The 22,553-nt window shown below is 65.3% G+C and carries 26 protein-coding genes; 10 read left to right on the forward strand and 16 right to left on the reverse strand.

The genetic code is table 11. The annotated features are described in order from the left end of the window. Position 1 precedes the first annotated feature (1 nt). Genes L2Y96_RS01485 through L2Y96_RS01495 form a run of 3 tightly spaced genes read right to left on the reverse strand, consistent with a single transcriptional unit; the run spans position 2 to position 2,747 of the window. Positions 2 to 763: a glycosyltransferase family 2 protein gene (locus L2Y96_RS01485; RefSeq protein ID WP_247331342.1), complete on the reverse strand. Its 762-nt coding sequence runs from the start codon at positions 761 to 763 to the stop codon at positions 2 to 4. Beyond that, the gene (locus L2Y96_RS01490; protein WP_247331344.1) at positions 760 to 1,560 is read right to left on the reverse strand and encodes a beta-ketoacyl synthase chain length factor; all 801 of its coding nucleotides are present in this window, start codon (positions 1,558 to 1,560) and stop codon (positions 760 to 762) included. Before L2Y96_RS01490 ends, L2Y96_RS01485 begins: the two co-directional genes overlap by 4 nt. After that, entirely contained in the window at positions 1,557 to 2,747 is a 1,191-nt protein-coding gene (locus tag L2Y96_RS01495; RefSeq protein ID WP_247331346.1) for a beta-ketoacyl-[acyl-carrier-protein] synthase family protein, read from the reverse strand. Before L2Y96_RS01495 ends, L2Y96_RS01490 begins: the two co-directional genes overlap by 4 nt. Before the next feature lie 77 nt (positions 2,748 to 2,824). Here L2Y96_RS01495 and L2Y96_RS01500 point away from each other — a divergent pair, with 77 nt between their 5' ends. Both L2Y96_RS01500 and hemF read left to right on the forward strand, forming a co-directional pair. After that, a complete protein-coding gene (locus tag L2Y96_RS01500) occupies positions 2,825 to 3,526 on the forward strand; it encodes a YdcF family protein (RefSeq protein WP_247331348.1) in 702 nt (233 codons plus the stop codon). A gap of 90 nt (positions 3,527 to 3,616) precedes the next feature. Further along, the gene (gene hemF, locus L2Y96_RS01505; RefSeq protein WP_247331349.1) at positions 3,617 to 4,519 is read left to right on the forward strand and encodes an oxygen-dependent coproporphyrinogen oxidase; all 903 of its coding nucleotides are present in this window, start codon (positions 3,617 to 3,619) and stop codon (positions 4,517 to 4,519) included. A 25-nt stretch (positions 4,520 to 4,544) separates the two neighbouring features. Here hemF and L2Y96_RS01510 read toward each other — a convergent pair whose 3' ends face one another. Further along, positions 4,545 to 5,198, reverse strand: coding sequence for a DUF4097 family beta strand repeat-containing protein (locus L2Y96_RS01510; RefSeq protein ID WP_247331351.1), 654 nt, complete (start codon positions 5,196 to 5,198; stop codon positions 4,545 to 4,547). A 148-nt stretch (positions 5,199 to 5,346) separates the two neighbouring features. Here L2Y96_RS01510 and gpmA point away from each other — a divergent pair, with 148 nt between their 5' ends. Both gpmA and L2Y96_RS01520 read left to right on the forward strand, forming a co-directional pair. Then, entirely contained in the window at positions 5,347 to 6,087 is a 741-nt protein-coding gene (gpmA, locus tag L2Y96_RS01515) for a 2,3-diphosphoglycerate-dependent phosphoglycerate mutase (protein ID WP_247331353.1), read from the forward strand. A gap of 115 nt (positions 6,088 to 6,202) precedes the next feature. Continuing rightward, complete coding sequence (locus tag L2Y96_RS01520) at positions 6,203 to 6,754, forward strand: CcdC protein domain-containing protein (RefSeq protein ID WP_247331355.1); 552 nt, start codon at positions 6,203 to 6,205, stop codon at positions 6,752 to 6,754. Positions 6,755 to 6,767: 13 nt separating this feature from the next. Here L2Y96_RS01520 and glnK read toward each other — a convergent pair whose 3' ends face one another. Then, positions 6,768 to 7,106, reverse strand: coding sequence for a P-II family nitrogen regulator (gene glnK / locus L2Y96_RS01525; protein WP_247331357.1), 339 nt, complete (start codon positions 7,104 to 7,106; stop codon positions 6,768 to 6,770). A 178-nt stretch (positions 7,107 to 7,284) separates the two neighbouring features. Between glnK and L2Y96_RS01530 the strand changes: the two genes are divergently transcribed. From L2Y96_RS01530 to L2Y96_RS01540, 3 genes are all read left to right on the forward strand, one after another. Beyond that, positions 7,285 to 7,539 carry an accessory factor UbiK family protein gene (locus tag L2Y96_RS01530; RefSeq protein ID WP_247331359.1) on the forward strand — a complete coding sequence of 85 codons (255 nt, stop codon included), beginning with the start codon at positions 7,285 to 7,287 and terminating at the stop codon, positions 7,537 to 7,539. A 179-nt stretch (positions 7,540 to 7,718) separates the two neighbouring features. Next, the gene (locus tag L2Y96_RS01535) at positions 7,719 to 9,218 is read left to right on the forward strand and encodes a YifB family Mg chelatase-like AAA ATPase (protein ID WP_247331360.1); all 1,500 of its coding nucleotides are present in this window, start codon (positions 7,719 to 7,721) and stop codon (positions 9,216 to 9,218) included. 149 nt (positions 9,219 to 9,367) lie between these two features. Beyond that, a complete protein-coding gene (locus L2Y96_RS01540; RefSeq protein ID WP_247331362.1) occupies positions 9,368 to 9,715 on the forward strand; it encodes a GFA family protein in 348 nt (115 codons plus the stop codon). Positions 9,716 to 9,915: 200 nt separating this feature from the next. On the opposite strand, the gene L2Y96_RS01545 is transcribed toward L2Y96_RS01540, so the two are convergent. Then, positions 9,916 to 10,509: a DUF6338 family protein gene (locus L2Y96_RS01545; protein ID WP_247331364.1), complete on the reverse strand. Its 594-nt coding sequence runs from the start codon at positions 10,507 to 10,509 to the stop codon at positions 9,916 to 9,918. A 323-nt stretch (positions 10,510 to 10,832) separates the two neighbouring features. Here L2Y96_RS01545 and L2Y96_RS01550 point away from each other — a divergent pair, with 323 nt between their 5' ends. After that, positions 10,833 to 12,620 (forward strand): cation:proton antiporter, encoded by a 1,788-nt coding sequence (locus tag L2Y96_RS01550; RefSeq protein WP_247331366.1) that lies wholly within the window; start codon positions 10,833 to 10,835, stop codon positions 12,618 to 12,620. A gap of 13 nt (positions 12,621 to 12,633) precedes the next feature. On the opposite strand, the gene aceA is transcribed toward L2Y96_RS01550, so the two are convergent. Both aceA and aceB read right to left on the reverse strand, forming a co-directional pair. Then, positions 12,634 to 13,923 carry an isocitrate lyase gene (gene aceA, locus L2Y96_RS01555; protein ID WP_247331368.1) on the reverse strand — a complete coding sequence of 430 codons (1,290 nt, stop codon included), beginning with the start codon at positions 13,921 to 13,923 and terminating at the stop codon, positions 12,634 to 12,636. Positions 13,924 to 13,947: 24 nt separating this feature from the next. Then, entirely contained in the window at positions 13,948 to 15,546 is a 1,599-nt protein-coding gene (aceB, locus tag L2Y96_RS01560) for a malate synthase A (RefSeq protein WP_247331370.1), read from the reverse strand. A 137-nt stretch (positions 15,547 to 15,683) separates the two neighbouring features. Here aceB and L2Y96_RS01565 point away from each other — a divergent pair, with 137 nt between their 5' ends. Continuing rightward, the gene (locus L2Y96_RS01565) at positions 15,684 to 16,712 is read left to right on the forward strand and encodes a LysR family transcriptional regulator (RefSeq protein WP_425492506.1); all 1,029 of its coding nucleotides are present in this window, start codon (positions 15,684 to 15,686) and stop codon (positions 16,710 to 16,712) included. A gap of 6 nt (positions 16,713 to 16,718) precedes the next feature. Here L2Y96_RS01565 and L2Y96_RS01570 read toward each other — a convergent pair whose 3' ends face one another. After that, the gene (locus tag L2Y96_RS01570; RefSeq protein WP_247331372.1) at positions 16,719 to 16,934 is read right to left on the reverse strand and encodes a hypothetical protein; all 216 of its coding nucleotides are present in this window, start codon (positions 16,932 to 16,934) and stop codon (positions 16,719 to 16,721) included. 404 nt (positions 16,935 to 17,338) lie between these two features. On the opposite strand from L2Y96_RS01570, the gene L2Y96_RS01575 reads away from it, so the two are divergent. Beyond that, positions 17,339 to 17,692: a hypothetical protein gene (locus tag L2Y96_RS01575; RefSeq protein WP_247331374.1), complete on the forward strand. Its 354-nt coding sequence runs from the start codon at positions 17,339 to 17,341 to the stop codon at positions 17,690 to 17,692. Here L2Y96_RS01575 and L2Y96_RS01580 read toward each other — a convergent pair whose 3' ends face one another. From L2Y96_RS01580 to L2Y96_RS01610, 7 genes are all read right to left on the reverse strand, one after another. Further along, on the reverse strand, positions 17,693 to 18,280 hold the full coding sequence (locus L2Y96_RS01580; RefSeq protein ID WP_247331376.1) for a 1-acyl-sn-glycerol-3-phosphate acyltransferase: 588 nt from the start codon (positions 18,278 to 18,280) through the stop codon (positions 17,693 to 17,695). It abuts the gene before it with no gap. Beyond that, positions 18,277 to 18,699: an alternative ribosome rescue aminoacyl-tRNA hydrolase ArfB gene (arfB, locus tag L2Y96_RS01585; RefSeq protein ID WP_425492507.1), complete on the reverse strand. Its 423-nt coding sequence runs from the start codon at positions 18,697 to 18,699 to the stop codon at positions 18,277 to 18,279. Before arfB ends, L2Y96_RS01580 begins: the two co-directional genes overlap by 4 nt. 66 nt (positions 18,700 to 18,765) lie before the next feature. Beyond that, on the reverse strand, positions 18,766 to 19,491 hold the full coding sequence (locus L2Y96_RS01590) for a pseudouridine synthase (RefSeq protein WP_247331379.1): 726 nt from the start codon (positions 19,489 to 19,491) through the stop codon (positions 18,766 to 18,768). Between the two features lie 11 nt (positions 19,492 to 19,502). Beyond that, positions 19,503 to 21,152 (reverse strand): ubiquinone biosynthesis regulatory protein kinase UbiB, encoded by a 1,650-nt coding sequence (gene ubiB / locus L2Y96_RS01595; protein WP_247331380.1) that lies wholly within the window; start codon positions 21,150 to 21,152, stop codon positions 19,503 to 19,505. Beyond that, the gene (locus tag L2Y96_RS01600; protein WP_247331382.1) at positions 21,149 to 21,817 is read right to left on the reverse strand and encodes a ubiquinone biosynthesis accessory factor UbiJ; all 669 of its coding nucleotides are present in this window, start codon (positions 21,815 to 21,817) and stop codon (positions 21,149 to 21,151) included. The genes ubiB and L2Y96_RS01600 overlap by 4 nt, the downstream gene beginning before the upstream one ends. A gap of 51 nt (positions 21,818 to 21,868) precedes the next feature. Beyond that, positions 21,869 to 22,333, reverse strand: coding sequence for a tRNA (cytidine(34)-2'-O)-methyltransferase (locus L2Y96_RS01605; protein ID WP_247331384.1), 465 nt, complete (start codon positions 22,331 to 22,333; stop codon positions 21,869 to 21,871). 7 nt (positions 22,334 to 22,340) lie between these two features. Then, positions 22,341 to 22,550: a hypothetical protein gene (locus tag L2Y96_RS01610; protein WP_247331385.1), complete on the reverse strand. Its 210-nt coding sequence runs from the start codon at positions 22,548 to 22,550 to the stop codon at positions 22,341 to 22,343. Between the last annotated feature and the right edge of the window lie 3 nt (positions 22,551 to 22,553).

Raw genomic sequence — 22,553 nt, forward strand, 5'->3', positions numbered from 1 at the left:
ATCAATGTGTTGTTGTGTTGTTGCCAATAATCGTTGGCGTGGCGCGCGAGCGCCGGTAACTATCGACTATGTGCCCATAGTGGAACACACGGCCGATGGTATATGTCGTGATGCGGGTGACATCCCGCACCGGATTGAAGTGGCTGATGCGGAAAGCGCCTTCGTAGCGCGACGCGATCGGCACCGAAACGACGGGGATGCCACGTTCACGGCATGCCGTGATCAGTACCGCCGCTTCGAAAACGAAGTGTTCCGCAGGCAGGTCCACCAGATCGAGCGCGGAGCGCGGATAGAAGCGCTGCCCGCTCTGCGTATCGGCGATCGGCCTGCCACAAGCCCACGAAATGCCCCAGTCGGCGACGGCATTGGCACGGCGTCGCCCCGGGGGCTGCTGTTCTTTGGCGAGCAGGCGGGCGCCAATCACGATGGCGCCCGGGTGCAGCCGGCTGGCTTCCAGCATGGCGGGGATATCCGCTGCGTGGTGCTGGCCGTCGCCATCCATGGTGAGCACGCCATCGAAACCGTGGCGTATGGCCTCGCGAAAGCCCGTGCGCAGCGCCTCGCCCTTGCCCCGGCGCGCTGGATGGCGCAGCAGGGTGACGTCCATCGTGGAGACGATGGACGTCGTCTGGTCGTCCGAGCCGTCATCGACCACGATCACCGGCATGCCCAACAGCAACGCGTCACTGACCACGCCTTGGATCGCCCGTGCCTCGTTGAGGCAGGGGATCAGCACGCAGTAACGGTTGCCGGCGGCGTTCATGGGACGGCGTCGACATTGATATCAAGGTCGAGCCCGCGCGCCGCGGCTACGCGCAGCACGGCCGGGCGGGCTGCGGCGAGTGCCTTGAACAGGGGTACGGCGTACGCCGACGGGTTGCTCGCGGTGATGCCGTCCAGCCAATCATCACCACTGGCCTCGCGCCCGCTGTTGCCAGGTTCCGGCGTGATGTCCAGGCGGATCGCCGCGCCATCGGCCCGCGGCGACAGCACGAGTGCCGATGCAAACGGACCGGTCGTGCTGGTCATGCTGCCCAGCGGGCCGGTGCCGGCGATGTCGTAGCTGGCGAGCAGCACGTCGCGGTCGTCGGCAATGGCGAGCGTCGCGGCTTCAAGCAGGCCGGCGCCGAAGCTCTCTTCGCCACCGGTGACGGCGCTGGAGGCGGCATGGCAGTGGGTGGCAATGGTCCAGTAGCCTGCAGGCGCGTTGTGTACCGAATTGTGGAACTTGGTCGGCGACAGCTCCGCCGGTGCGGTGGCCAGCGTCTCGCACATGTAATCGGTGATCACCTGATCGCCATGGGCGGAAGCGAAGACGCAGGGCAACGTCTCCGCCCCGAGCCCGCTCATCGCCACGGCCTGGCCCGCGGCGGCGGCCGCAAGCAACACGCTCTCGGGCGCGCGGCGGCGCTCGTTGGGCGGCAGCACGTCGGCGACGGGGCGCTCGGTCGCGCCCGGTGCGCCTTCGCCTGTCACGACTTCGCGGAAGGCGTGCCACGTCGGCGTGCCCGGTGCCCACAAGCCGATGCCCTTCACCCAAACCGTCAACGCGGCGCTCATGAGAGTGCTCCCGCGGCGGCGAAGGCAAGGCAGGCGTTGTTGCCGCCGAAGCCAAACGAATTGCTCAATGCGATACGCATGGAGGCTTTCTCGGCCTGCCACGCCATCTGCGGCCCGCACAGCGGGTCAGGTGTGCTGGCACCGAGGTTCGCGGGCACCACGCCATCGCGCATGGCGAGCAGGGTGAGCACGGCCTCGAGGATGCCTGCGGCGCCCAGCGTGTGGCCCGTGAAGCCCTTGGTGGAGCTGGCTCGGGTACGTGCCGGGAAGCTGCGTGCAACCAGGGCGGCTTCCACTTCGTCGTTCTTCTGGCTCGCGGTGCCGTGCAGGTTGATGTAGTCCACATCGCCCGTTTCGATGCCGGCACGCGCCAGTGCATCACGCAGCGCCAATTCCGCACCAAGGCCTTCAGGATGCGGCGTGGACATGTGATGGGCGTCGCTCGCTTCGCCGTAGCCGATCAGCAGCGGTGCCACGACACCATCCGTAGCGCGCTCCAGCAGGGCGAAGCCACCGGCCTCGCCCAGCGAGATGCCGTTGCGGTCGGCATCGAAGGGGCGGCAGGGTTCGCTGGATACGAGTTCCAGCGAGTTGAAGCCGAACAGCACGCTATCGCACAGCGTATCGACGCCGCCGACGATGGCCGCATCGATCAGCCCCAGGCGGATCATCCGCTCGGCGTTGGCGAACACTTTGGCGCTCGAGGAGCACGCGGTGGCCACGGTGAGGCAGGGGCCCTCGAGATCGAAGACGCTGGCGACAAAGCCCGCCAGCGAATGCGGTGTATGGATCGCGGGCCGGTGCAGGTCGGCAGGCATCGCGCCTTGTTCAAGGCGGCGATAGCCTTCCTCGGTCGCGCCGATGCTGGCGGTGGAGGTGCCGAGCAACACGGCAACGCGAGAGGCGCCGTACCGCTCGCGGGCCGCGCGCACCGCGTCCACGAAGCCATCCTGGCGCAACGCGAGCCAGGCCAGGCGGTTATTCCGGCACTCCCACTGGGCGTACTCACGCGGCAAGGGCTCCGCCTCGACACCGGCAACGCGGCCGATCCAGCAGGGCAGGGGCGTGGTGGAAATATCGTTGGGAGCGAGGCCGCCGGTGGATTCAGCGATGGCCTTGGCGTGGGCTTCGAGGCCGCGGCCCAGCGCCGATGTGGCGGTGAACGCGGTGATAGCGAGGGGTGACATTGGATGAGGCATGCCGGGGAGCCTATACTTTTTTGCGATCCAGCGCCGCGTGAATGAACCCAAGGAAGCTACATGCCGTGAACGGGGTACCCAAAACGATGCGCCGCGGGCCGTGGCGTTACCTGGGCGATGGCGACATCCTCGTGGCCGCAGGCATCACGTTGCTGGCCTTCGTGGGGAGCCTTGGCTTGCTGTACGTCGCCCATTTCATCCGGGTGTGGCGGATCGCGACGGGTAGCCCGGTACGCACGAAGGCGCCCTGCACGCTACTGGTCTTCGGCCGGAAGCTCGTCGGTGGCCAGCTCGAGTCGGATTTCATCAGCCGGCTGGACCGTGCTCGCGATAACGCGCTCGAAGGGCTCACGCCCAAGGTGCTGCTCCTGGGCGGCCGCAGCGATGGTGGCTCCCTCAGCGAAGCAGAAGCGGGCCGCCGCTGGTTGCATGGCAACGGCTGGCCAACCGCCGTACCGCTCATGCTTGAGCAGGAATCGGTGGATTCGCTGGAGAACCTGCGTCATGCCCGCGACATCCTTCGTCGCGAGGGCGGAGTCCCCGCCGTTGCCCTGGTCACCAGCCGTTACCACCTGGCCCGCTGCCTCTATCTCGCGCGGCGCCTGGCGTTCGAAGCGACGCCCGTAGCCGCGGAGCCCGCATTCCCGGGCGGCTACCGCTACGTGCGGCGGATGGCGCTGGAGGCGGGCTACCTCATGTGGATCGACATGGGCTTTCGCTGGGCCCGGCTTACCGGCAACCAGCGCGTCGTCGCGCGGCTTTCCTGAGCGTCAGTGGTACGCGGCCGCGTGCCGCAGCGGGCCCGGCAGGCGCCCTTGCTAAGCTTGCGCCCATTCCCCAAGAGGCCACGCGCCATCATGTCCGAACAAGCCGATATCGCTGAATCGTTCCTGCGCGGGCTACAGGACCGTATCTGCTCCGCCCTGGAGCAGGCGGATGGCAAGGCACGCTTTGAAGAAGACGCGTGGACCCGCGCGGCGGGTGGTGGCGGCCGTACGCGCGTGCTGCGCGACGGTGCCGTGTTCGAGCAGGCGGGCGTGAACTTCTCACGCGTATCGGGCTCCCCATTGCCGCCGAGCGCCACGGCGCACCGGCCCGACCTCGTGGGTGGCAGCTTCATCGCCACCGGCGTGTCGCTGGTGATCCACCCGCGCAATCCGTACGTACCCACAACGCACGCCAACGTGCGCTACTTCGAAGCGTCGAAGGAAGGCGCCGAGCCGGTGTGGTGGTTTGGCGGCGGCTTCGATCTCACGCCCTATTACCCGTTCGACGAGGACGTACGGCACTGGCACACCGTGGCCAGGGACGTCTGCGCGCCTTATGGCGACGATGTCTACGACCGCTATAAAAAGTGGTGCGACGAGTACTTCTTCCTGAAGCATCGCGGTGAGACGCGTGGCGTCGGTGGCCTGTTCTACGACGACATGAACGAAGGGGGCTTCGACCGCTGCATGGACTTCACCCGTGACGTGGGCCAGGGCTTCCTCGATGCGTTCCTGCCGATCGTGGAGAGGCGCAAGGACACGCCTTATGGTGAGCGCGAGACCGAGTTCCAGTTGTACCGCCGCGGGCGGTACGTGGAGTTCAACCTGGTCTACGACCGCGGCACGCTGTTCGGCCTGCAGTCGGGTGGGCGCACCGAATCGATTTTGATGAGCCTGCCGCCGCGCGTGCGCTTTGAATATGGCTACACCCCGGCGCCCGAGAGCGCCGAGGCTCGGCTTGCTGAGTACCTTAAGCCCCGGGATTGGGTGTAATCGCTACACCGCTTCGGCTCACGTCTTACGGGGCCGCGCCGCTGAACTTCTGCGGGGTGGCGCCTTCGATCTTGCCGACCGTGGCGGTATCGCTGACGTAGAGCTTTACTTCGCGCTCGAAGGTCATGGTGCCGGTGACCACGGCGTGCGGGCCGATGATGATGGTCGGCGGGCGGCTGTCGCTGGTGTGCCAGCCCATGTTCGGCTTCTTCACCACGATGCCGCCTTCGACCTTCGAGCTGTCGCCGACGGTGAGGTTGGCGTTCACCGTCTCGATGCCGTCGCCGACGTGGGCGTGGTCGAGCGAGATGTCGCCGTTGACGTTCGCCAGGTGGCCCTTGATGTTCGCGCCGTTCTCGAGCTTGACGCGGCCATTGACGTTGGAGACCTCGCCCTCCACCACGGCGTGTTCGCCGAAGGTGAGGCTGCCGTTCACGGTGTGCACGGTCTTGGCGGTGGCGCCATCGCCCAGGTCGACCGAGCCATTCACGCTGCTGGCCTTGTCGATCACCGCCTTGTCGCCGATGCGGACCGAGCCGTTTACCGTGCTGACGTCGCCAGCATGGGCGCCCGCATCGACGCTGGCCGTGCCATTGACCTTGCTGATGTCGTCAGACGACGCGAAGGCCGTGGCGGAGAGGGAAACGGCGATCAGGGCTGCCATCAGGGTAAGACGCATGGTGTTTTGCTCCACGGGTGGACTGGACCTCTAGGATGCGCCTGCGCGTCGCAAGGTTTAGCGTGACTTGCGGCAGGGGTGGCCCCGGAGTTGACGCCTCCGGGCCGGCGTTCCACCATCGGATTTTCCCCTCGCATCGTTGGACGCCATGTACAAGCTTGTGATGATCCGCCACGGCCAGTCGGCCTGGAACCTCGAGAACCGCTTCAGTGGCTGGGCCGATGTCGACCTGAGCGAACAGGGCGTGGCCGAGGCCCGCGAGGCCGGCCGCCTGCTCAAGGAAGCCGGTTTCTCCTTCAACGTGGCCCACACCTCGTACCTGAAGCGCGCCGTGCGCACCCTGTGGCACGTCCAGGACGAAATGGACCTGATGTGGATCCCGGTGGTCACCGACTGGCGCCTCAACGAGCGCCACTACGGCGCGCTCACCGGCCTGAACAAGGCGGAGACCGCCGCCAAGTACGGCGATGACCAGGTCAAGATCTGGCGTCGCAGCTACGACACCCCGCCCCCGGCGCTCAAGCCGGGCGAGATGTCCTTTGCCGGCGATAAGCGCTACGACGGCATCGCCGAAGTGCCGCTCACCGAGTGCCTGAAGGACACCGTGGCCCGCGTGCTGCCGTACTGGCACGACGTGCTGGCCCCGGCGATCAAGGCCGGCAACAACGTGCTCATGGCCGCCCACGGCAACTCCATGCGCGCGCTGGTGAAGTACTTCGACAACATCTCGGATGACGACATCGCCGAGCTCAACATTCCGAACGGTATCCCGCTGGTCTACGAGTTCGACGAGAACCTGAAGCCGACCAAGAGCTACTACCTCGGCGACGCCGACGAAATCGCGGCGAAGATGGCCGCGGTAGCCAACCAGGGCAAGGCCAAGGCCTGATGAAATGGGGGTGGCGCCTGACACTCGTCACCCCCGTCAGGTAACGACTGCCCATAGGTCAGGCGCGGGCGCGCCGGTAAGGTAACTCCACACCGACAAACGCGAGACTCCCACCATGCTTGTCCAGGCCGCCGCTCAAGCCACCCCCGCCCTCGTTCCCGTCGCCATGGGCGGCCTGATGGTCTGGGTCGTCTACCGCCGAATCCGCCGCAACTTCGGCCGGCAGGTCATTCATACGCGGAAGATGGCGATTCGCACCGGCATCCTGGCCCTTGTGGCCTGCCTGCTCCTGACAGTGGGTTTCGCGAGCATCGCGCTGGCGGAGGGTGCGTTGGCCGGCCTGATCGTGGGTGCCGCCCTGGCCATGCTGGGGCTGAAGCTCACCCGCTTCGAGATTGGCGCGGGTAACGCCGACAGCTATACGCCCAACCCCTGGCTGGGCGCGGGCCTTACCGCCCTGTTGGTCGGGCGCATGGCCTACCGGTTCATCATCCTGGGCTCGGCGATGCATGCCGGCACGGCACCGGCCCACGGCCCGGGTCTGGGCGACAGCCCCCTGACCACGGCGGTTGTAGGCCTAACCCTCGGTTACTACCTGGCGTACTACGCCGGCATCCTGGTCCATCACCGCCGCTTCAAGCGCCAGGCGCTCGGCCAGGCCGCCTGACAGGGCGCCCTCCTCAGAGGGCGTCGTTGTCCAGTTCACCGGTACGGATCCGTACCACCTGCTCCAGCGGGCTGACGAAAATCTTGCCGTCGCCGATCTTGCCCGTACGGGCCGCCTGCTGGATCGCCTCGACCACGCGCTCCAGCTGGTCCTCGGCCACGGCCACTTCAAGCTTGATCTTCGGAAGAAAATCAACGACATACTCGGCGCCACGGTAGAGCTCCGTGTGGCCCTTCTGGCGGCCGAAGCCCTTCACTTCCGTCACCGTCACGCCCTGGACGCCTACATCGGCGAGGGCTTCGCGGACGTCGTCCAGCTTGAACGGCTTGATGATGGCGACCACCAGTTTCATGTACCAACTCCTTGGGGCGCACCGGCTGCGGCACGCGGACGACCATTGTGCCATAGGCCCTCGCCCCGACCTCGTTGGGGCGTTTGTAGGAAAAACCCTACACTACGTAGGGGCGAAGCCTGATAGCGCCTACAAATCTTTCACCTAGAATTTCTTCCACGACGTCGGGGTTAGCAGAATGGATGTGCAGGGTATCGACCAACTCGCTCAGCGGTTGGCATCGTTGGTTCCGCCAGGGTTGGCGCAAGCGCGTGAGGATCTGCACGCCAACATCAAAGATATTCTGGCGCAAGGACTACGCCGCCTCGACCTCGTAACTAGAGAGGAATTCGACGTTCAGAGCCAGGTACTCGCGAGGACACGCGAAAGGCTCGAAATCATGGAAAGGCGCGTCGCCAGCCTAGAGGCCGGCGCCACGCCTGGCGGCCAGTAAACAAGGACGGCCGCAAGGTCCCGGGACCGCCCCCGATCCGTCACCCTCACCCCGAGAGCGGTCGGGGGCGGTTATTTACCCCGAACCCGCGCAAAGGAGTGCGTTATGCGAGCCCAGTCCAAGCTGGATCATCACCTTTCGCCGCTCCAGATCGGTAAGCGGTTACGATTCGTGGTGTCATGAGTCTCGCCGTCACGCTATCGCGCGCGCAGGAAGGTGTCGCGGCGCCCCAGGTGGTCGTCGAAGTGCATCTCTCCGGCGGCCTGCCGTCTACTTCCATCGTGGGCCTGCCCGAGGCAGCCGTCCGCGAGGCACGCGACCGTGTCCGCGTCGCCATCCAGAACACCGCTTTCGAATACCCCAGCCGCCGGGTCACGGTGAACCTTGCCCCTGCCGAGCTGCCGAAAGACGGCGGCCGGTTCGATCTGGCGATCGCCCTTGGCATCCTGGCCGCCGGCTCGCAGGTGCCTCGCGAACGCCTGGACGATTGTGAATTCCTGGGTGAGCTGGCGCTCTCGGGCGAGTTGCGCCCGGTGCCGGGCATCCTGCCCGCCCTCATCCGCGCCCGCCGTTGCGGCCGGCGCATCGTTGTCCCCCGCGCCAACGCCGCCGAAGCGGCGCTGATCGGCGAGGGCGATGTGCTGCTTGCCGACAGTCTGGCCGAGGTCTGCGCCTGGTTGCGCGGCCATGGCGAACTCACGGCTGCCGTCTCGCCCGACTTTGATGACGTGCCACCCGGTGGCCCGGACATGCGCGATGTGCGCGGCCAGCACCAGGCCCGCCGCGCGCTGGAAATCGCTGCCGCTGGCGGTCACCACCTTCTTCTTATCGGGCCACCTGGCACGGGCAAGACCATGCTCGCCGAGCGGCTGCCGGGCATCCTTCCCGGCATGACGGAATCCGAGGCGCTGGAAAGCTGCGCCATCCGTTCGCTGGCCGGCGAAACGATCGATCCCGCAGGCTGGCGCCGCCGTCCGTTCCGGGCGCCGCACCACACCGCCTCCGGCCCGGCGCTGGTCGGCGGGGGCTCTTCACCGCGCCCCGGTGAAATCTCGCTCGCCCATAATGGCGTGCTCTTCCTCGACGAGCTGCCCGAGTTCAGCCGCCACGTGCTGGAAGTGCTGCGCGAGCCGCTCGAATCGGGGCAGATCGTCATTTCGCGTGCGGCCCGCCAGTCGACCTTCCCGGCGGAATTCCAGCTGGTCGCTGCGATGAACCCGTGCCCGTGTGGCTTCCAGGGCGACCCGCAGCACGAATGCCGTTGCACGCCCGACCAGGTCGCGCGGTACAAAGCGAAGATCTCCGGGCCGCTGCTCGATCGCATCGATCTTTGCGTCGAAGTACCGCGTGTACCGATCGCTGAGCTTTCCACGCCGCGCGGCCCGCACGATGACGACAGCGCCACGGTGCGCAAGCGCGTCATCGCCGCGCGCGAAAAGGCGCTGCTCCGGGCAGGCCAGCCAAACTCGGATCTCAGTGTCGTGAACCTTGAGCGTGACTGTGCGCTGCCGCCCGCAGAGCGCGAATGGCTGGAGAGCGCGCTCGACAAGTTGGGCGCATCGGCCCGTGCCTACCACCGCATCCTGCGCGTGGCACGCACCATCGCCGATATCGAAGGTGGCACCGGCTGCGTCGAGCAGGTACATCTCGCCGAGGCGATGCACTACCGGCGGTTCTGATCGGGTAGGGCACCCGGCGCCGCGCGTATCCGGGCGACACGCGTATCTGCCGATTAGCTACTGATGCCGGTTGTTTCCGATTGCTATGATCCGCCGGCGCGGTCACCGGCGTGATCGGTCACGGGGCTCAGTCAATGACGATGCGTTTCATGAAGACGTACGTGGGCACCTGCCACTGCGGCGAGATCCGCTTCGAAATCGAAACGGATTTCCCCGAGTTGACCACCTGCGATTGCTCGATCTGCCGCAAGAAGAATGCGCTGATGGTCAAGGTGCATGAGAGCCGCTTCCGGCTGCTCGCGGGTGAGGCGATGCTCACCGAGTACCGGTTCCACACGGGCACCGCCCGACACTTCTTCTGCAAGGTCTGCGGGATCTACACCTTCCACAGGAAGCGGATCACGCCGAACCACTACGGCGTTAACGTCTACTGCCTGGAAGGCTGCGACCCTGTAGGTATTCCGGTGCGGGCGACGGCGGGTTCGGCGTTGGATTGAGCCGAGGTAGCCGCTGCCGCCATCGCCTCACGCTTTGGGGAGCATTTCGGGGACCGGATTCATGGGGCCTTTGGTTTGCGCACGTTGATCGCGAAGTTCCTGCAGCCACGCCGGAAGAGGGAACGTCGGTGGTGGATTAAAGTTGTGCATACGTGTCAGGCGTCGAGTGGGCTCCTCGGGGGGATCGGTGTTGAATAACGTCATGCGTTTTCTCCATTGATGAATTCGACATGCACGATGTCGGTCGTACTTATGAGAATGCCCTCAACTTCACCCCCGTAGATCGGTGCGCGCCGCACCAGCCACGCGCAATGTGTGAGGTAAAGGTGCCCAGTTTGCGCGTCTGGCGGCCATTTTGCCGGCCAGCCAGCAACGCACGATCCATCCTTTAGGTAAAGGATAACGAGGCGTCGGCGCAGGGCAAATACGGTGTGCCATTCGCCAGGATATGCGGAACGATGCGTGATACCGAGCTTGCGAAGTTTCGTGTGTACCGCATCGCTGTTGGATAGTGCGCTGACCGCGATACCGGCGAGTGAAGCCACGATCAGCTTGGCGACAAGATCTGCTTCAGTCGTCCAGATCGCGGCGGCGCCAGGTGCGCATCGCACGATGATCAACCCGATGCCGTCGACCAGCGCCTGAACAACGACGGTGAACAGCAGTGCCTGCACGACGCGCTCGAACTGTGACGGCCGTGGGTGAGATGTCAGTCCGTAGTACACAGCCGCCATCGCGAACCCCGGTAAGAGGTACTGGAGCAGCGTGACGACTTCCTGAGAGATTTCCGGCATGCGTCCGTTCCGGTTGATGGGCGGACTACCCATGCTATGCATGCGGCGCCGACTGGCAACAGCCCATGCCGACATCCCCCGTCAGAGTTAATACTTATTTCATGTACTGACTGGTTGACAAATGGGGTAGGGGAGGAGGAGAATTCTGTACTAGGCGGTTCGCTAATGGCTGCCTGCCTTGCTCCGGTGCTGGATACCCCTCCCTCCCCCCGCGCCAGCACCGGGGCCGGCCTTTAGCTTCACATCCCCTTCTATAAGCTTCTAATTCATCGGCCCACCATCTTGGTGAAGGCCGATTTTTTTGCGCGTATTCAAGGGTCTGCATGCATATCGAACTTGGACTGCTCCTGGCCTTGATGCTTGGCATCGGGTTCGCCTGCCAGTGGCTGGCGTGGCGCGTGCGCTTACCGGCCATCCTCTTCCTGCTGCTTGCGGGCATCGTGGCCGGCCCGGTCACCGGCTTGCTCCAGCCGGACAAGGTCATGGGGGAGCTTCTGTTTCCCGTGGTCTCGCTGGCGGTGGCCGTCATCCTGTTCGAAGGCAGCCTCACGCTCCGCTTCCACGAATTGAAGGGGATCGGACATGCCGTGCGTGGCCTCGTCACGTATGGGGCGGTTATCGCGCTCGGTTTGCTGGCGACGGCCGCGCACTACATCGGTGGCCTGGGGTGGGCGCTGTCCTTTCTGTTTGGTGCGCTGACCTGCGTCACGGGGCCTACGGTGATCGCGCCCATGTTGCGTACCGTGCGGCCCAACGCCCGTATCGCCAACGTGCTGCGCTGGGAAGGCATCGTCATCGATCCGATCGGCGCGCTGTTTGCGGTGCTCGTCTATGAGGCGATTGCTTCGCACCGCGAAGGGCATTCGTTGCAGGTGTTCCTCGGCACCGTGGCGTGTGGTGCCGCCGTAGGCGCCGTCGCCGCGTTCGTCCACGGCAACCTGCTGCGCCGTCACTGGATACCCGAATACCTGCAGAACTTCGGCACGCTCGCTGCGGTGTTGCTGGCCTTCAGCGTATCCAACACGATCGCCCACGAATCGGGTCTGCTCGCAGTGACGATCATGGGTATCGCGCTGGGCAACATGCGCGATGTGCATATCGACGACATCATGGACTTCAAGGAGCACCTGACCACGCTGCTTGTCTCCACGCTGTTCATCCTGCTCGCCGCGCGCCTGAACTGGCCGCTGCCTGATGGCACGCTGCTAGCCGGTCTGTTGATCTTTGCTGTTGCGCAGCTCGTGATTCGTCCGCTCACGGTCTGGATCTCCAGCATCGGCAGTGGGCTGACGTGGCGGGAGCGCGCACTGGTCGCGTGGGTCGCACCGCGCGGCATCGTGGCGGCCTCGGTATCGGCGCTGTTTGCCATACGCCTCGAAGGCACCGGCATGGTCGGCGCCGATAGGCTCGTGCCGCTGGTCTTCCTCATGATTATCGGCACCGTCGTCTTCCAGGGCGCAACCGCCCGGCCGCTCGCGCGCTGGTTGCGCGTAGCGGAGCCGGAGCCCCGCGGTGTCCTGGTGTATGGCGCGAATGGCGTTGCACTGGAGATCGCGCGGGCGTTGCATGCGATCGACGGGCTGCGTGTCGTCGTGGCCGATGATGACTGGCACGGCATCCGCACCGCGCGCATGGAAGGCCTTGCGACCTTCTTTGGTAACCCCGCTTCGCAGGCGGCGGACCGGAGCCTCGATCTCGCGGGCATCGGCCACCTCATGGCGATGTCGACACATCGCGAGCTCAACTCGTTGGTGAGCGTGCATTACCGCGAAGAATTCGGTCGCGAAAAGGTCTTCCGCCTGCGCAACCTCTCCCCGGAAGAAAGCCATGGCCGCGTCTCGTTGGCGGGTAGCTTGCTGGCGCCGGCCCTATTCGCTGAAGACATGACGCATGCGCGCTTCGACGAACTATTACAGGCCGGGTGGCGTATCAAGACGACGCGCTTGAGCGAAGCGTTCGACTGGTCCCGCTTCACTGAGCAATACGGCAGTGAGGTCGTACCTCTGTTTGGTGTGGAAGCCCGTGGCGAACTCCGTATCGCCACGGGGCAGCATCCGCTTGAGCCGAAGGCGGGCTGGACGGTCCTGGCGCTAGTCCCTCCGGCGCCCTGACCGCCCGCTACGATCAAGCCGCCGAGGCGGGGTGGAACTGGCTTTCTTCGGTGGAACCGGAGAGAGCCGACAGCGAACTCAGCGAACCCGAGATCACCTGGTTCACCCGGTCGAAGTAGCCGGTTCCCACTTCGCGCTGGTGCTTCGCCGCGGTGTAGCCATCCTTCTCCGCGGCGAACTCGGCTTCCTGCAAGGCCACGTAGGCTTCCATCTGGTGGTCGCGGTAGCCGCGGGCCAGCTGGAACATCGAGTAGTTCAGCGCGTGGAAGCCGGCCAGGGTAATGAACTGGAAGGCGTAGCCCAGCTTGCCCAGTTCATCCTGGAAACTCGCGATGGTCTTCTCGTCGAGGTTCTTCTTCCAGTTAAAGCTGGGCGAACAGTTGTACGCGAGCTTCTTGCCCGGGAACTTCGCATGGATCGCCTCGGCGAAGCGGCGTGCTTCATCCATGCTCGGCGTCGAGGTCTCGCACCAGATCAGGTCGGCATACGGTGCATACGCCAGCCCACGGCTGATCGCCTGGTCGATGCCCTGTTCGGTTTCATAGAAGCCTTCCACGGTGCGCTTGCCGGTAAGGAATGGCTTGTCGTTGTCGTCGATATCCGACGTGACGAGGCCAGCACCCATGGCGTCGGTGCGCGCCACGATCAGTGTAGGCACGCCGGCGACATCGGCGGCGAGTCGCGCCGCGACGAGCTTCTGCACGGCTTCCTGTGTCGGGACCAACACCTTGCCACCCATGTGGCCGCACTTCTTCGCGCTGGCTAGCTGGTCTTCGAAATGCACGCCGGCTGCGCCCGATTCGATCATGTGCATCATCAGCTCGTAGGCATTCAGCACGCCGCCAAAGCCAGCTTCCGCATCGGCGACGATCGGTACCAGCCAATCCAGACCGTCCTTGCCCTCGGCATGGTGGATCTGGTCGGCGCGCAGCAGCGTCTTGTTGATCTTGCGGACCACGTTCGGTACGGAATCGACGGGGTAGAGCGACTGGTCGGGATACATGGTGCCGGCGGTGTTCGCATCGGCAGCGACCTGCCAGCCCGAGAGATAAATCGCCTGGAGCCCAGCCTTCACCTGCTGCATGGCCTGGTTGCCTGTCAGCGCACCGAGCGCATTCACGTAGGGGCGCTCATGGATCGAACGCCACAGGCGCTCGGCGCCACGGCGGGCGAGCGTGTATTCCACCTGGACCGTGCCGCGCAGGCGGACCACATCGTCCGCGCTATAGGGACGTTCGACGCTGTTCCAGCGATCGTTGTTCTTCCAGTCGAGCGTGATCTGTTCGGCGGTGTGCGTCTTCATCGTCGTACTCCTTGGGAATCGGATTCAGGCCAGCTGTTCGTAGGCGGGTAGGGTGAGGAAGTCGCGCAGTTCATTCGCGTGGGTCAGGGCACGGATCAGCGCGGCGGCCTCGTCGGCGCGCGTGGCGCCGGGGAGCGACGACCCGCGCAGTCGGTGGGCGTGCGCAGTGAGTGCCTGGTCGAACAGCGGCATCGTGATCGGCGCGTGGTCGCTGAACTCCACGGGGCCGTGATGGAGCCATTGCCAAAGCTGGGCGCGTGCGATTTCGGCGGTGGCGGCGTCTTCCATCAGGTGGTGGATCGGCACGCAGCCCTGGCCTTCCAGCCACGCGGCGGTGTAGCGCAGGCACACCTCCACGTTGTTGTCGAAGCCGCCACGGGTCACCGTGCCGTTCGCCGGCGCGATCAGTGCATCGCGTTTCGCGATCAAGTCATCGCGGGTCACGTGCAGCTGGTTCGGTGTCGGCATGTGTTCGTCGAAGATCGCCATGGCGACGGGGACCAGCGCGGGGTGGGCTACCCACGTGCCGTCGTGCCCTGCCGTGACTTCGCGGAGCTTGTCGGCGCGCACCTTGGCCATCGCGGCGTCGTTCGCTTCGTCATCGCCGCGAATCGGGATCTGCGCTGCCATGCCACCCATGGCGAAGGCACCGCGGCGGTGGCAGGTCTTGATGAGCAGCTCTGAGTACGCCTTCAGGAACGGCACGGTCATCACCACCTGGCCGCGTTCGGGAAGGAGCCGGTCGGCATGTGCGCGGAACGTTTTCAGGTACGAAAAGATGTAGTCCCAGCGGCCGCAGTTGAGGCCGACAACGCGCGTGCGTAACGCGTGCAGGATCTCGTCCATCTGGAACACGGCCGGAAGGGTCTCGATCAGCACCGTTGCCTTCATGCAACCACGCGGAAGAGCGAGCGCCTCCTCGGCATGCGCCATGACGTCGTCCCACAGCGCGGCTTCTTCCATCGACTGCAGCTTGGGCAGGTAGAAGTACGGGCCGCGATCCTGTGCGAAGAGCGCGGCAGCGTTGTGGAAGGCGAACAAGCCGAAGTCCAGCAGCGAGCCACTGAGGACATCGCCATCCACTTCGACATGGCGTTCGGGAAGGTGCCAGCCACGCGGGCGCACCACGAGCACGGCCGGGTTCTCTCCCACGCTGTAGCGCTTGCCTTCGGCGTTGGTGAACTCGATGGTCCCTTCGACGGCATCGCGCAGGTTGCGCTGACCTTCCACCTGGTTCGTCCAGGTCGGGGCGCTCGAATCCTCGAAGTCGGCCATGAACACCTTCGCACCCGAGTTCAGCGCGTTGATGATCATCTTGCGTTCCACGGGGCCGGTGATTTCCACGCGGCGGTCCTGCAACACGGCGGGGATGTCGCCGACCTTCCATTCGCCGTCGCGAATCGCCTGGGTGTCCGTACGGAAATCCGGGAGCTCGCCGGCGTCGTAGCGCAGCTGCCGGGCAGTGCGCTCTGCCAGCAGGGCGAGACGGCGGCTATCGAAGCGGCGGTGCAGGTCGGCTACGAAAGCCAACGCGGCCGGGGTAAGGACGTCAGCGAATGCTTCGTCGGCCCCGTGCAGGCTGACGCCAGCGAGGGGATTGATGACGCTCTTGGGAACGGCCATGGGTGCTGCCTCCAGCTACGGGTCTGGAGTTCACGCTACGGCCGATAGCATCATGTTGACAAAGCATATGTTTCAATTCATATCATTAATAACGCTAATGCCGAATTTAGATAACTGTTTTTGTTGAGGAAAAATCAGTGGTCCGCAAGCTGAATGCGCCGAAGAAAGCTTCGCCACGCACCAAGGGGGGCCGAGTAGCGGCTTCGGCCGACGACCCGTCGGGCCGCTTCTACTACAAGGGCAACCGCCTCAAGCAGCTGCGGGCGTTCGTCTACATCACCCGCCTCGGCACGCTCAGCCGGGCGGCGGAAGCCCTGTTTCTGTCTCAGCCCTCTGTGAGCCTGCAGCTGCAAGCGCTCGAGCGGGAGCTAGGCATGCCTCTGGTTGAACGGACCCGCCGGCGCATCACCCTGACGGATGCCGGCGAGGCCCTGTACGAAATGGCCCGGCCGCTCGTCGAGGGCTTTGAAAACCTCGATCGGGAATTCCTGGCGAAGACACGCGGCAAACAATCCGGTCGCCTGACAGTGGCCGCGGGTGCCTCGACCATCCAGTACCTGCTGCCCGATCTGGTGAAGGCCTACCGCGAGCGCTACCCCGACGTGCACCTCCAGCTCGCCAACGTCACCGGGAAGGACGGCATGGCGTTGTTGCGCGCGGACGAAGCCGATATCGCCATTGGCTCCATGCTCGACGTGCCTAACGACATCGCCTGGGCACCGGTCTACCACTACGACCCGATGCTGATCATGCCACCGGATCATCCGCTGGCTTCGCACGAGACCATCCGGCTCGAAGATCTTTCACCCTACGGCTTGATTCTTCCACCACAGCGCCTGACCACGTTCCGCCTCGTCGACATGGTGTTCCAGCAGCGCCGAGTTCCCTATACGGTCGCCATCGAAGTCGGCGGCTGGGACGTGATCAAGCAATACGTCGCGATGGGCCTCGGCATTTCGATCGTCACTGGCATCTGCATCACCGATGCGGACCGCGAGCGCCTCGTGGTGCGGAACCTGCGGCAGTACTTCCCGCAGCGGAGCTACGGCGTGGTGATGCGGAAGGGTAAGTTCCTCAGCCCGGAGGCGCGTGCGTTTATCGACCTCATCAAGCCGGGTTTGCTGACGCATCGGGATTACGATGAGTCGGGGCATTCAGAGCGGTGACCCACGTCATGCCCATTTGCTGAAGGCAGGCGCGCGGCGGTGGAGTGTGGCGGTGCTTTCCAGCCATTGCGCGAATTGCACCATCGTCTTGTAGTACGCGGCACACCCAGAGCCCGGTACATAGCGTTCAAAGCCTGCGGTGAATGCAGCGGCCGATTCCATGGATTTCACCAGATCGAACGGCTCATCGCTATCTAACCTGGCGTATGGCTTGCGAATCATGTCCAGCTCCATTTTCTGGCTCGCTGAGATCGCACCGTCGCGATGTAGTGCCGACGCGAGAGCTTTGAGCTCGCTCGGTCGAACTTGCCTGGGATTCAGTCGATCCACGCGAGCGCGCGATGCTGTCGAGAGCTTTCCATAAATCGGCGGCGATTTTGCATACATCGAAGGGAACGAAGATCGCATACGAGAGTCCTCCATCTCCGTAGATCCTCGCCCGAATCGTCATCGTTGAACGTAGGCTTTTTACTCCGTGGCCTGTAGGACTTTTCATTGCCTCGCTTTGCGGCTTCAGCGGGCGAGGATGAAATGCGTGTCAGGTTTCGCCTCGATATCCGCGATCACGGTGCACCGTGCCCATCAGGTACGTACCGTTCTCCTTGTCCATCAACCAAGGAGTGAGCATGCGTGCGCTTATTACAGTCTTAGCCCTGACCATGAGCATTGTCACCGCGAGCACCGCAGTGGCACGTTGCCGCGCGTATACGAATCGGCTCAGCTACACCGGGAAGCTGGCCATCGGCGAAGCCAGACTCGTCACCGAGTGGAAGAGCCCTTGCGAGGGCGCGATCAATGCCTCGGCGGCGAAGGGCCGTTTGACGCTTCTCGTTTTCGAGAACGGCGTCTGGCAGAAGGTGAAAGAAGGCATATCCACGATCGTGCCTGTCGCCCCCGCAGGAACCTACAGGCTCGTAGTCACTAACCCTTACGGCATACCCTCGGACTATGCCGTCAGCGTCAAGTACGGCCGAGGTTGATCACGCGTCCCGATGCTTCCCGTGATAACCCACGAACATGGCGCGGATGCGCGCCATGTCGGCTTCGGGGTCGTCCGTGGTGTGCACGAGCGGCCCGAGCGTGAAGGACTTTGTCGGGTAGTCGATGAAGACGGGGAGGATCGGCACATTCGCCGCGCGCGCGATGCGCAGGAAGCCGGACTTCCACTGCTTCACCGGCTTGCGCGTGCCCTCGGGCGCAATGCCCAGCCAGAGCTTATCGCTCGCGGCGAAGCGGGCAACCATTTGCTCGACTACATTGGTGGCTGCCTTGCGATCGATCGGAATCAGGCGCATCCAGCGGAGGATGGGGCCGAAGAAGCCATCGAAGGCTTCACGCTTGATCATCACGCCCAGATCAAGACGGACAGCCTGCATGATCAGCAGGCCGTAGACGCCATCCCAATACGAGGAGTGCGGTGCGCCGATGACCACAAGCTTCTTCTCGTTCGGCATGGTGCCGACGAAGTGCCAGCCGGTGCGTTTGATCGCCCAGCGGCAAAACCGGCGGAACCGGGTGTCGGGTAGCCGCGGAATGTTCGGCGCGAGATCGGTAGGCACGCCGTTCATTCGCGGCTCCAGTCACGCGAGCGCGTCTTCTTGGTCTGGCTACGCTGGGACTTGCCGGCGAGGCGGCGCTCTTTCGAGGCGCGGGTAGGCTTCGTTGCCACCCGCTTCTTCGCCACGAGGGTCGCGGCGTGGATGATCTCAACCAGCCGCTCGCGCGCATCGTCGCGGTTACGGGCCTGGTCACGGAAGCGGCGGGCCTGGATGACCAGGGTGCCCGCATCCGTCATCCGCCGGTCGCTCTTGGCGAGCAGCCGCTCGCGCACGGCCTCGGGCAGCGACGGCGAGTTGGCGACGTCGAATCGGAGTTCCACCGCACTCTCCGTGCGGTTGACGTGCTGCCCGCCTGGGCCGTCGGCACGCGTAAAGCGCTCGATCAACTCGGAGTCGGGGATGGCGATGGAGGGGGTGACGATAAGCATGACGGCGCAAATTCTAGCAGCGTGCGGCAAAACGTCATGACGCGGCGCAATCCGTAACGGCGATGCCTAGCCGGTGGAGGTGTGCTCTACGGCGGAAAGCGCCTCTTCCCATCCAAACCGCGCAGCGATGGCCAGCCACGTGGCATCGAGCCCCGCCTCGATCGCCAGGGGCGCGCCCGTCACCGGGTGGGTGAACGTCAGCCGCTGCGCATGCAGAAGCAAGCGGTGGGAGCTGAAGTGCTGCTTGAACAGGCGGTTGTGGTCGCCGCGGCCGTGCTGGCTGTCGCCGACGATCGGGTGATGGATATGCGCGAAGTGCTTGCGGATCTGGCGGAAACGCCCGGTACGCGGTTCGGCCACGACCAAGGCGTAGCGCTGCTTGTCGTAGCGGCCCAGCGGGATATCCACTTCGACAGTAGCCAGGCGGCGGTAGTCGGTCGTCGCATCGCGACGGGGCCCGGTATCGCGTGAGCCCGGTAGCGGGTAATCCACCGTGCCTTCTTCAGGCTCCGGCCAACCACGCACCACCGCGAGGTAGCGCTTGCTCACCGTGCGGCCCATGAACTGTTCGCCGAGCTGGCTGGCGACTTCGGAAGAGCGCGCCACGAGCAAGACACCCGACGTCGCGCGGTCCAGCCGGTGCGCCAGATGCAGACGGCCTTCGACCTGCTCGCGGAGCAGGTCGATCAGGAACGCATCGTCAGGCCCGACGAACTTGGAACGATGCACCGCCAGGTTGGCGGGCTTGTTGACGGCGACGATGTCGTCGTCCTGGTAAAGGATCTCAAGCACGGTCGGCAGACTCAGGGATGGCGCCGCGGCCAGCCCGCGATGAAGGCGACCACACCCAGTACAGCGGCCACGGCCGCAGGCCACATGCCCCGCGGTGCCAGCGTGCCGACCAGCGCGGCGCAGATGAGCAGCGACGAGCCAAGCATGCCGAAGGCCAGCAGCCGGCGCGTGCGCCGAGCCTCGTCCTGCGCCAGTACCAGCGCGCGAGGGTCGGCGATCTCACGGCGTTCGCCGCTCGCCACCTGGCGCAGCGCATCGCGCACCAGTTCAGGCACGCGCGGCGCGGTGTGGATCCACTCCGGCAGCCGACGGCGCACGTCGCGCAGCGTGGCGCGCACGCTGTAGCGCTCGCGCAGGATCCGCCGCAGCACCGGATGGGCGACAGCCCAGATATCGATCTCGGGATCGAGCATGCGTCCGACGCCTTCGATATTGAGCAGGGTCTTTTGCAGCAGGATCAGCTGGGGCTGCAGGGTCAGCTCGAAACGGCGCGCGGTCTGGAACAGCTTCACCACCAGTTCGGCGATGGAGATCTGCGAAAGCGGGCGGGTGAAGTACGGCTCGCACACCGTGCGCACCGCGGCTTCCAGTTCATCCAGGCGAATCGTCGACGGCATCCACCCCGCCGCGACGTGTAGCTGCGCGATGCGGGCATAGTCGCGCTCGAACAGCGCGATGAAGTTCTCGGCCAGCCAGTACTGGTCGGCTTCGGGCAACGAACCCATGATGCCGAAATCGAGCGCGATGAAACGCGGCTCGTCGACCCGCGCGGTGTCCACCCAGATGTTGCCCGGGTGCGCATCGGCGTGGAAGAAGTTGTCGCGGAACACCTGTTCGTAGAAGAGACGCACGCCCTTTTCAGCGAGGTGCTTGCGGTCGAGGCCGGCCGCATCGATCGCGGCGATATCGTCGGCACTCACGCCACGCACGCGCTCCAGCGTGAGCGCGCGCTCGGTGCTCAGATCCCAGATGACCTCGGGCACGTAAAGATCGATACCGCTGGCGAAGTTGCGACGGAGCAGGCTGGCGCTGGCGCCTTCGCGCTGCAGGTCCAGCTCGTTGTCGAGCATCTTCTCCACTTCCGCCACCACTTCGAGCGGGCGGATCTTGTCGGCATTGGGGTGCCAGCGCTGGGCGAGTTCACCGAGCGAGTGCAGCAGGTCGATGTCGCGTGCGATGCGCTTGTCGATGCCGGGGCGCAACACCTTGACCACCACCTCACGGCCATCGTGCATCGTGGCGGCGTGCACCTGGGCGATGGATGCCGATGCGAGCGGTGTTTCGTCGAACTGGGCAAACAGCGTCGCCACCGGCGCCTTCAGCTCGCGCTCGATGATCGCGCGGGCCTCGGCACCGGGGAACGGTGGCACCTGGTCCTGGAGCAGGGCCAGCTCGTCGGCGACATCCGCCGGGACAAGGTCGCGGCGAGTGGACAGTACCTGGCCGGCTTTCACGAAGATCGGGCCCAGCTCGGTCATCGCCAGGCGCAGGCGCGCGCCGCGAGGGAGGTTCCGAACGTCGGCCGGTGCTTTCGGGAAGAACAGGCGCACCATCTTCAAAGGACGGAACAGATGCGCGCCATCGACCAGTTCATCGAGCTGGTACTTGAGCAGGATGGCGGCAACGCGCAGCAGGCGCGGGGCGAGACGAAGCGGCGTCATGCGCCGGTCCCCTTGCGTGCACGCTCAAGGCGGGTGAGGCGTGCCTCAAGCCGCTCAGTGCGTTCGCGCAGGGCATCCACGCCATCGAGGAAGGCTTCCACTTCACCCGGGGCCACGGCCACGCGGCCTTCGTCGCGGAGCCAGTCGGCGCCGTCTTCCACCAGGTGCTTACCGGATTCGCGCGCATGGGCCAGGCCCTCGCGCAATGCCTTGGCCAGGGCCACGCCGAGCGTGTCGCCGAAGGTCTTCGCGAAGGCTTCTTCCACATCCGGGGCGTACTGGCTGGCCAGCCGTTCCAGGCGGCGGGCCAGTTCGGCGTCGCCGGCGATATCGACCTTGCCCGGGGCTACGCCATCGTCATCGCGGCGTAGGGCCATGGCCAGCAGGCTGCCCGGCGAGGCGGTGACGCGCAGGCTGCCACCGTCTTCCGGCGGCCCGACGCGCAGGCGGCCCTTCTCCACGGTGATGCGCAGGGCCAGCTCCGGCCCGCTCAGGTGCACCTGCACGCTACGGCCATCGAGCACATCGAGGCGGGCGCGGGTGTCCGGATCGAGATCGACGGCACGGTTAAGCGCGGCCTCCATGGCGCGGCCGGCAAGGACGCGCAGGGGGCGGGGCAGGAAGCGATTGGGGCCAGCGTCGGCCGGGGAGCGGTCGGGGGTCATCCCACGATTGTAGCCCGTGGCTATCTAGCCGACGTATCCAGGATGTCGCGCCTAGCCCGCACCGTCGAAGCCGGCCTGCCGCCAGGCTTCGAATACCGCCACGGCCACCGCGTTGGAAAGGTTGAGGCTGCGGTTGCCCGGCCGCATGGGCAGGCGGATCCGCTGGGGCTCCGGGATGGCATCGAGCACATCGTCCGGCAGGCCGGCGGTCTCGCAGCCGAACAACAACGCATCACCTTCGGCGTAGGTGACCTCGGTATGCAGGTGCTTGCCCCGGGTGGAGAAAGCGAACACACGTGGCTGGCCCAGGGCGGCAAGGCAGGCATCGAGGCTATCGTGCACGGCCACGCTGGCGAACTCGTGGTAGTCCAGGCCCGCGCGCTTCAGCCGGGTATCGTCCAGCTCGAAGCCCAGGGGGCGGATGAGGTGCAGGCTCGCGCCGGTGTTGGCGCAAAGGCGGATGACGTTGCCCGTATTGGGCGGGATCTCGGGTCGGAACAGGATGACGTGGGGCATGCGCCCATTATGAGGCCGTGAGCGGGCAAACGATGCCATCCGGCGGCAGGGCGCAAGCCGGGGCCGTCACCATGCCCACCGCACCCGGGGCGACCTTCGCGTCGTGGGCCAGCTGTACCGGCTTGCCCTGGTAGGTGAGCATGTTGCCGAGGATCAGGCCGCAGACCAGCAGCGAGGCGACCAGCAGGCTACGCAGCACAAGCAGTTCGTGTTTCATGGC

It is taken from the genome of Luteibacter aegosomaticola (genome assembly GCF_023078475.1).
In the GTDB taxonomy this organism is placed as follows: domain Bacteria; phylum Pseudomonadota; class Gammaproteobacteria; order Xanthomonadales; family Rhodanobacteraceae; genus Luteibacter; species Luteibacter aegosomaticola.

Excerpts from the sequence above, each read along its gene's own strand:
- L2Y96_RS01605 (WP_247331384.1), bottom strand. The coding sequence starts at position 22,333 with ATGCCCCACGTCATCCTGTTCCGACCCGAGATCCCGCCCAATACGGGC.
- L2Y96_RS01600 (WP_247331382.1), bottom strand. The coding sequence starts at position 21,817 with ATGACCCCCGACCGCTCCCCGGCCGACGCTGGCCCCAATCGCTTCCTG.
- L2Y96_RS01520 (WP_247331355.1), top strand. The coding sequence starts at position 6,203 with ATGCTTGTCCAGGCCGCCGCTCAAGCCACCCCCGCCCTCGTTCCCGTC.
- aceA (WP_247331368.1), bottom strand. The coding sequence starts at position 13,923 with ATGAAGACGCACACCGCCGAACAGATCACGCTCGACTGGAAGAACAAC.
- L2Y96_RS01540 (WP_247331362.1), top strand. The coding sequence starts at position 9,368 with ATGAAGACGTACGTGGGCACCTGCCACTGCGGCGAGATCCGCTTCGAA.
- L2Y96_RS01570 (WP_247331372.1), bottom strand. The coding sequence starts at position 16,934 with ATGATTCGCAAGCCATACGCCAGGTTAGATAGCGATGAGCCGTTCGAT.
- L2Y96_RS01495 (WP_247331346.1), bottom strand. The coding sequence starts at position 2,747 with ATGTCACCCCTCGCTATCACCGCGTTCACCGCCACATCGGCGCTGGGC.
- L2Y96_RS01550 (WP_247331366.1), top strand. The coding sequence starts at position 10,833 with ATGCATATCGAACTTGGACTGCTCCTGGCCTTGATGCTTGGCATCGGG.
- hemF (WP_247331349.1), top strand. The coding sequence starts at position 3,617 with ATGTCCGAACAAGCCGATATCGCTGAATCGTTCCTGCGCGGGCTACAG.
- L2Y96_RS01510 (WP_247331351.1), bottom strand. The coding sequence starts at position 5,198 with ATGCGTCTTACCCTGATGGCAGCCCTGATCGCCGTTTCCCTCTCCGCC.
- L2Y96_RS01580 (WP_247331376.1), bottom strand. The coding sequence starts at position 18,280 with ATGAACGGCGTGCCTACCGATCTCGCGCCGAACATTCCGCGGCTACCC.
- L2Y96_RS01610 (WP_247331385.1), bottom strand. The coding sequence starts at position 22,550 with ATGAAACACGAACTGCTTGTGCTGCGTAGCCTGCTGGTCGCCTCGCTG.
- arfB (WP_425492507.1), bottom strand. The coding sequence starts at position 18,699 with ATGCTTATCGTCACCCCCTCCATCGCCATCCCCGACTCCGAGTTGATC.
- L2Y96_RS01535 (WP_247331360.1), top strand. The coding sequence starts at position 7,719 with ATGAGTCTCGCCGTCACGCTATCGCGCGCGCAGGAAGGTGTCGCGGCG.
- L2Y96_RS01530 (WP_247331359.1), top strand. The coding sequence starts at position 7,285 with ATGGATGTGCAGGGTATCGACCAACTCGCTCAGCGGTTGGCATCGTTG.
- L2Y96_RS01490 (WP_247331344.1), bottom strand. The coding sequence starts at position 1,560 with ATGAGCGCCGCGTTGACGGTTTGGGTGAAGGGCATCGGCTTGTGGGCA.
- aceB (WP_247331370.1), bottom strand. The coding sequence starts at position 15,546 with ATGGCCGTTCCCAAGAGCGTCATCAATCCCCTCGCTGGCGTCAGCCTG.
- glnK (WP_247331357.1), bottom strand. The coding sequence starts at position 7,106 with ATGAAACTGGTGGTCGCCATCATCAAGCCGTTCAAGCTGGACGACGTC.
- L2Y96_RS01575 (WP_247331374.1), top strand. The coding sequence starts at position 17,339 with ATGCGTGCGCTTATTACAGTCTTAGCCCTGACCATGAGCATTGTCACC.
- L2Y96_RS01545 (WP_247331364.1), bottom strand. The coding sequence starts at position 10,509 with ATGCCGGAAATCTCTCAGGAAGTCGTCACGCTGCTCCAGTACCTCTTA.
- L2Y96_RS01485 (WP_247331342.1), bottom strand. The coding sequence starts at position 763 with ATGAACGCCGCCGGCAACCGTTACTGCGTGCTGATCCCCTGCCTCAAC.
- gpmA (WP_247331353.1), top strand. The coding sequence starts at position 5,347 with ATGTACAAGCTTGTGATGATCCGCCACGGCCAGTCGGCCTGGAACCTC.
- ubiB (WP_247331380.1), bottom strand. The coding sequence starts at position 21,152 with ATGACGCCGCTTCGTCTCGCCCCGCGCCTGCTGCGCGTTGCCGCCATC.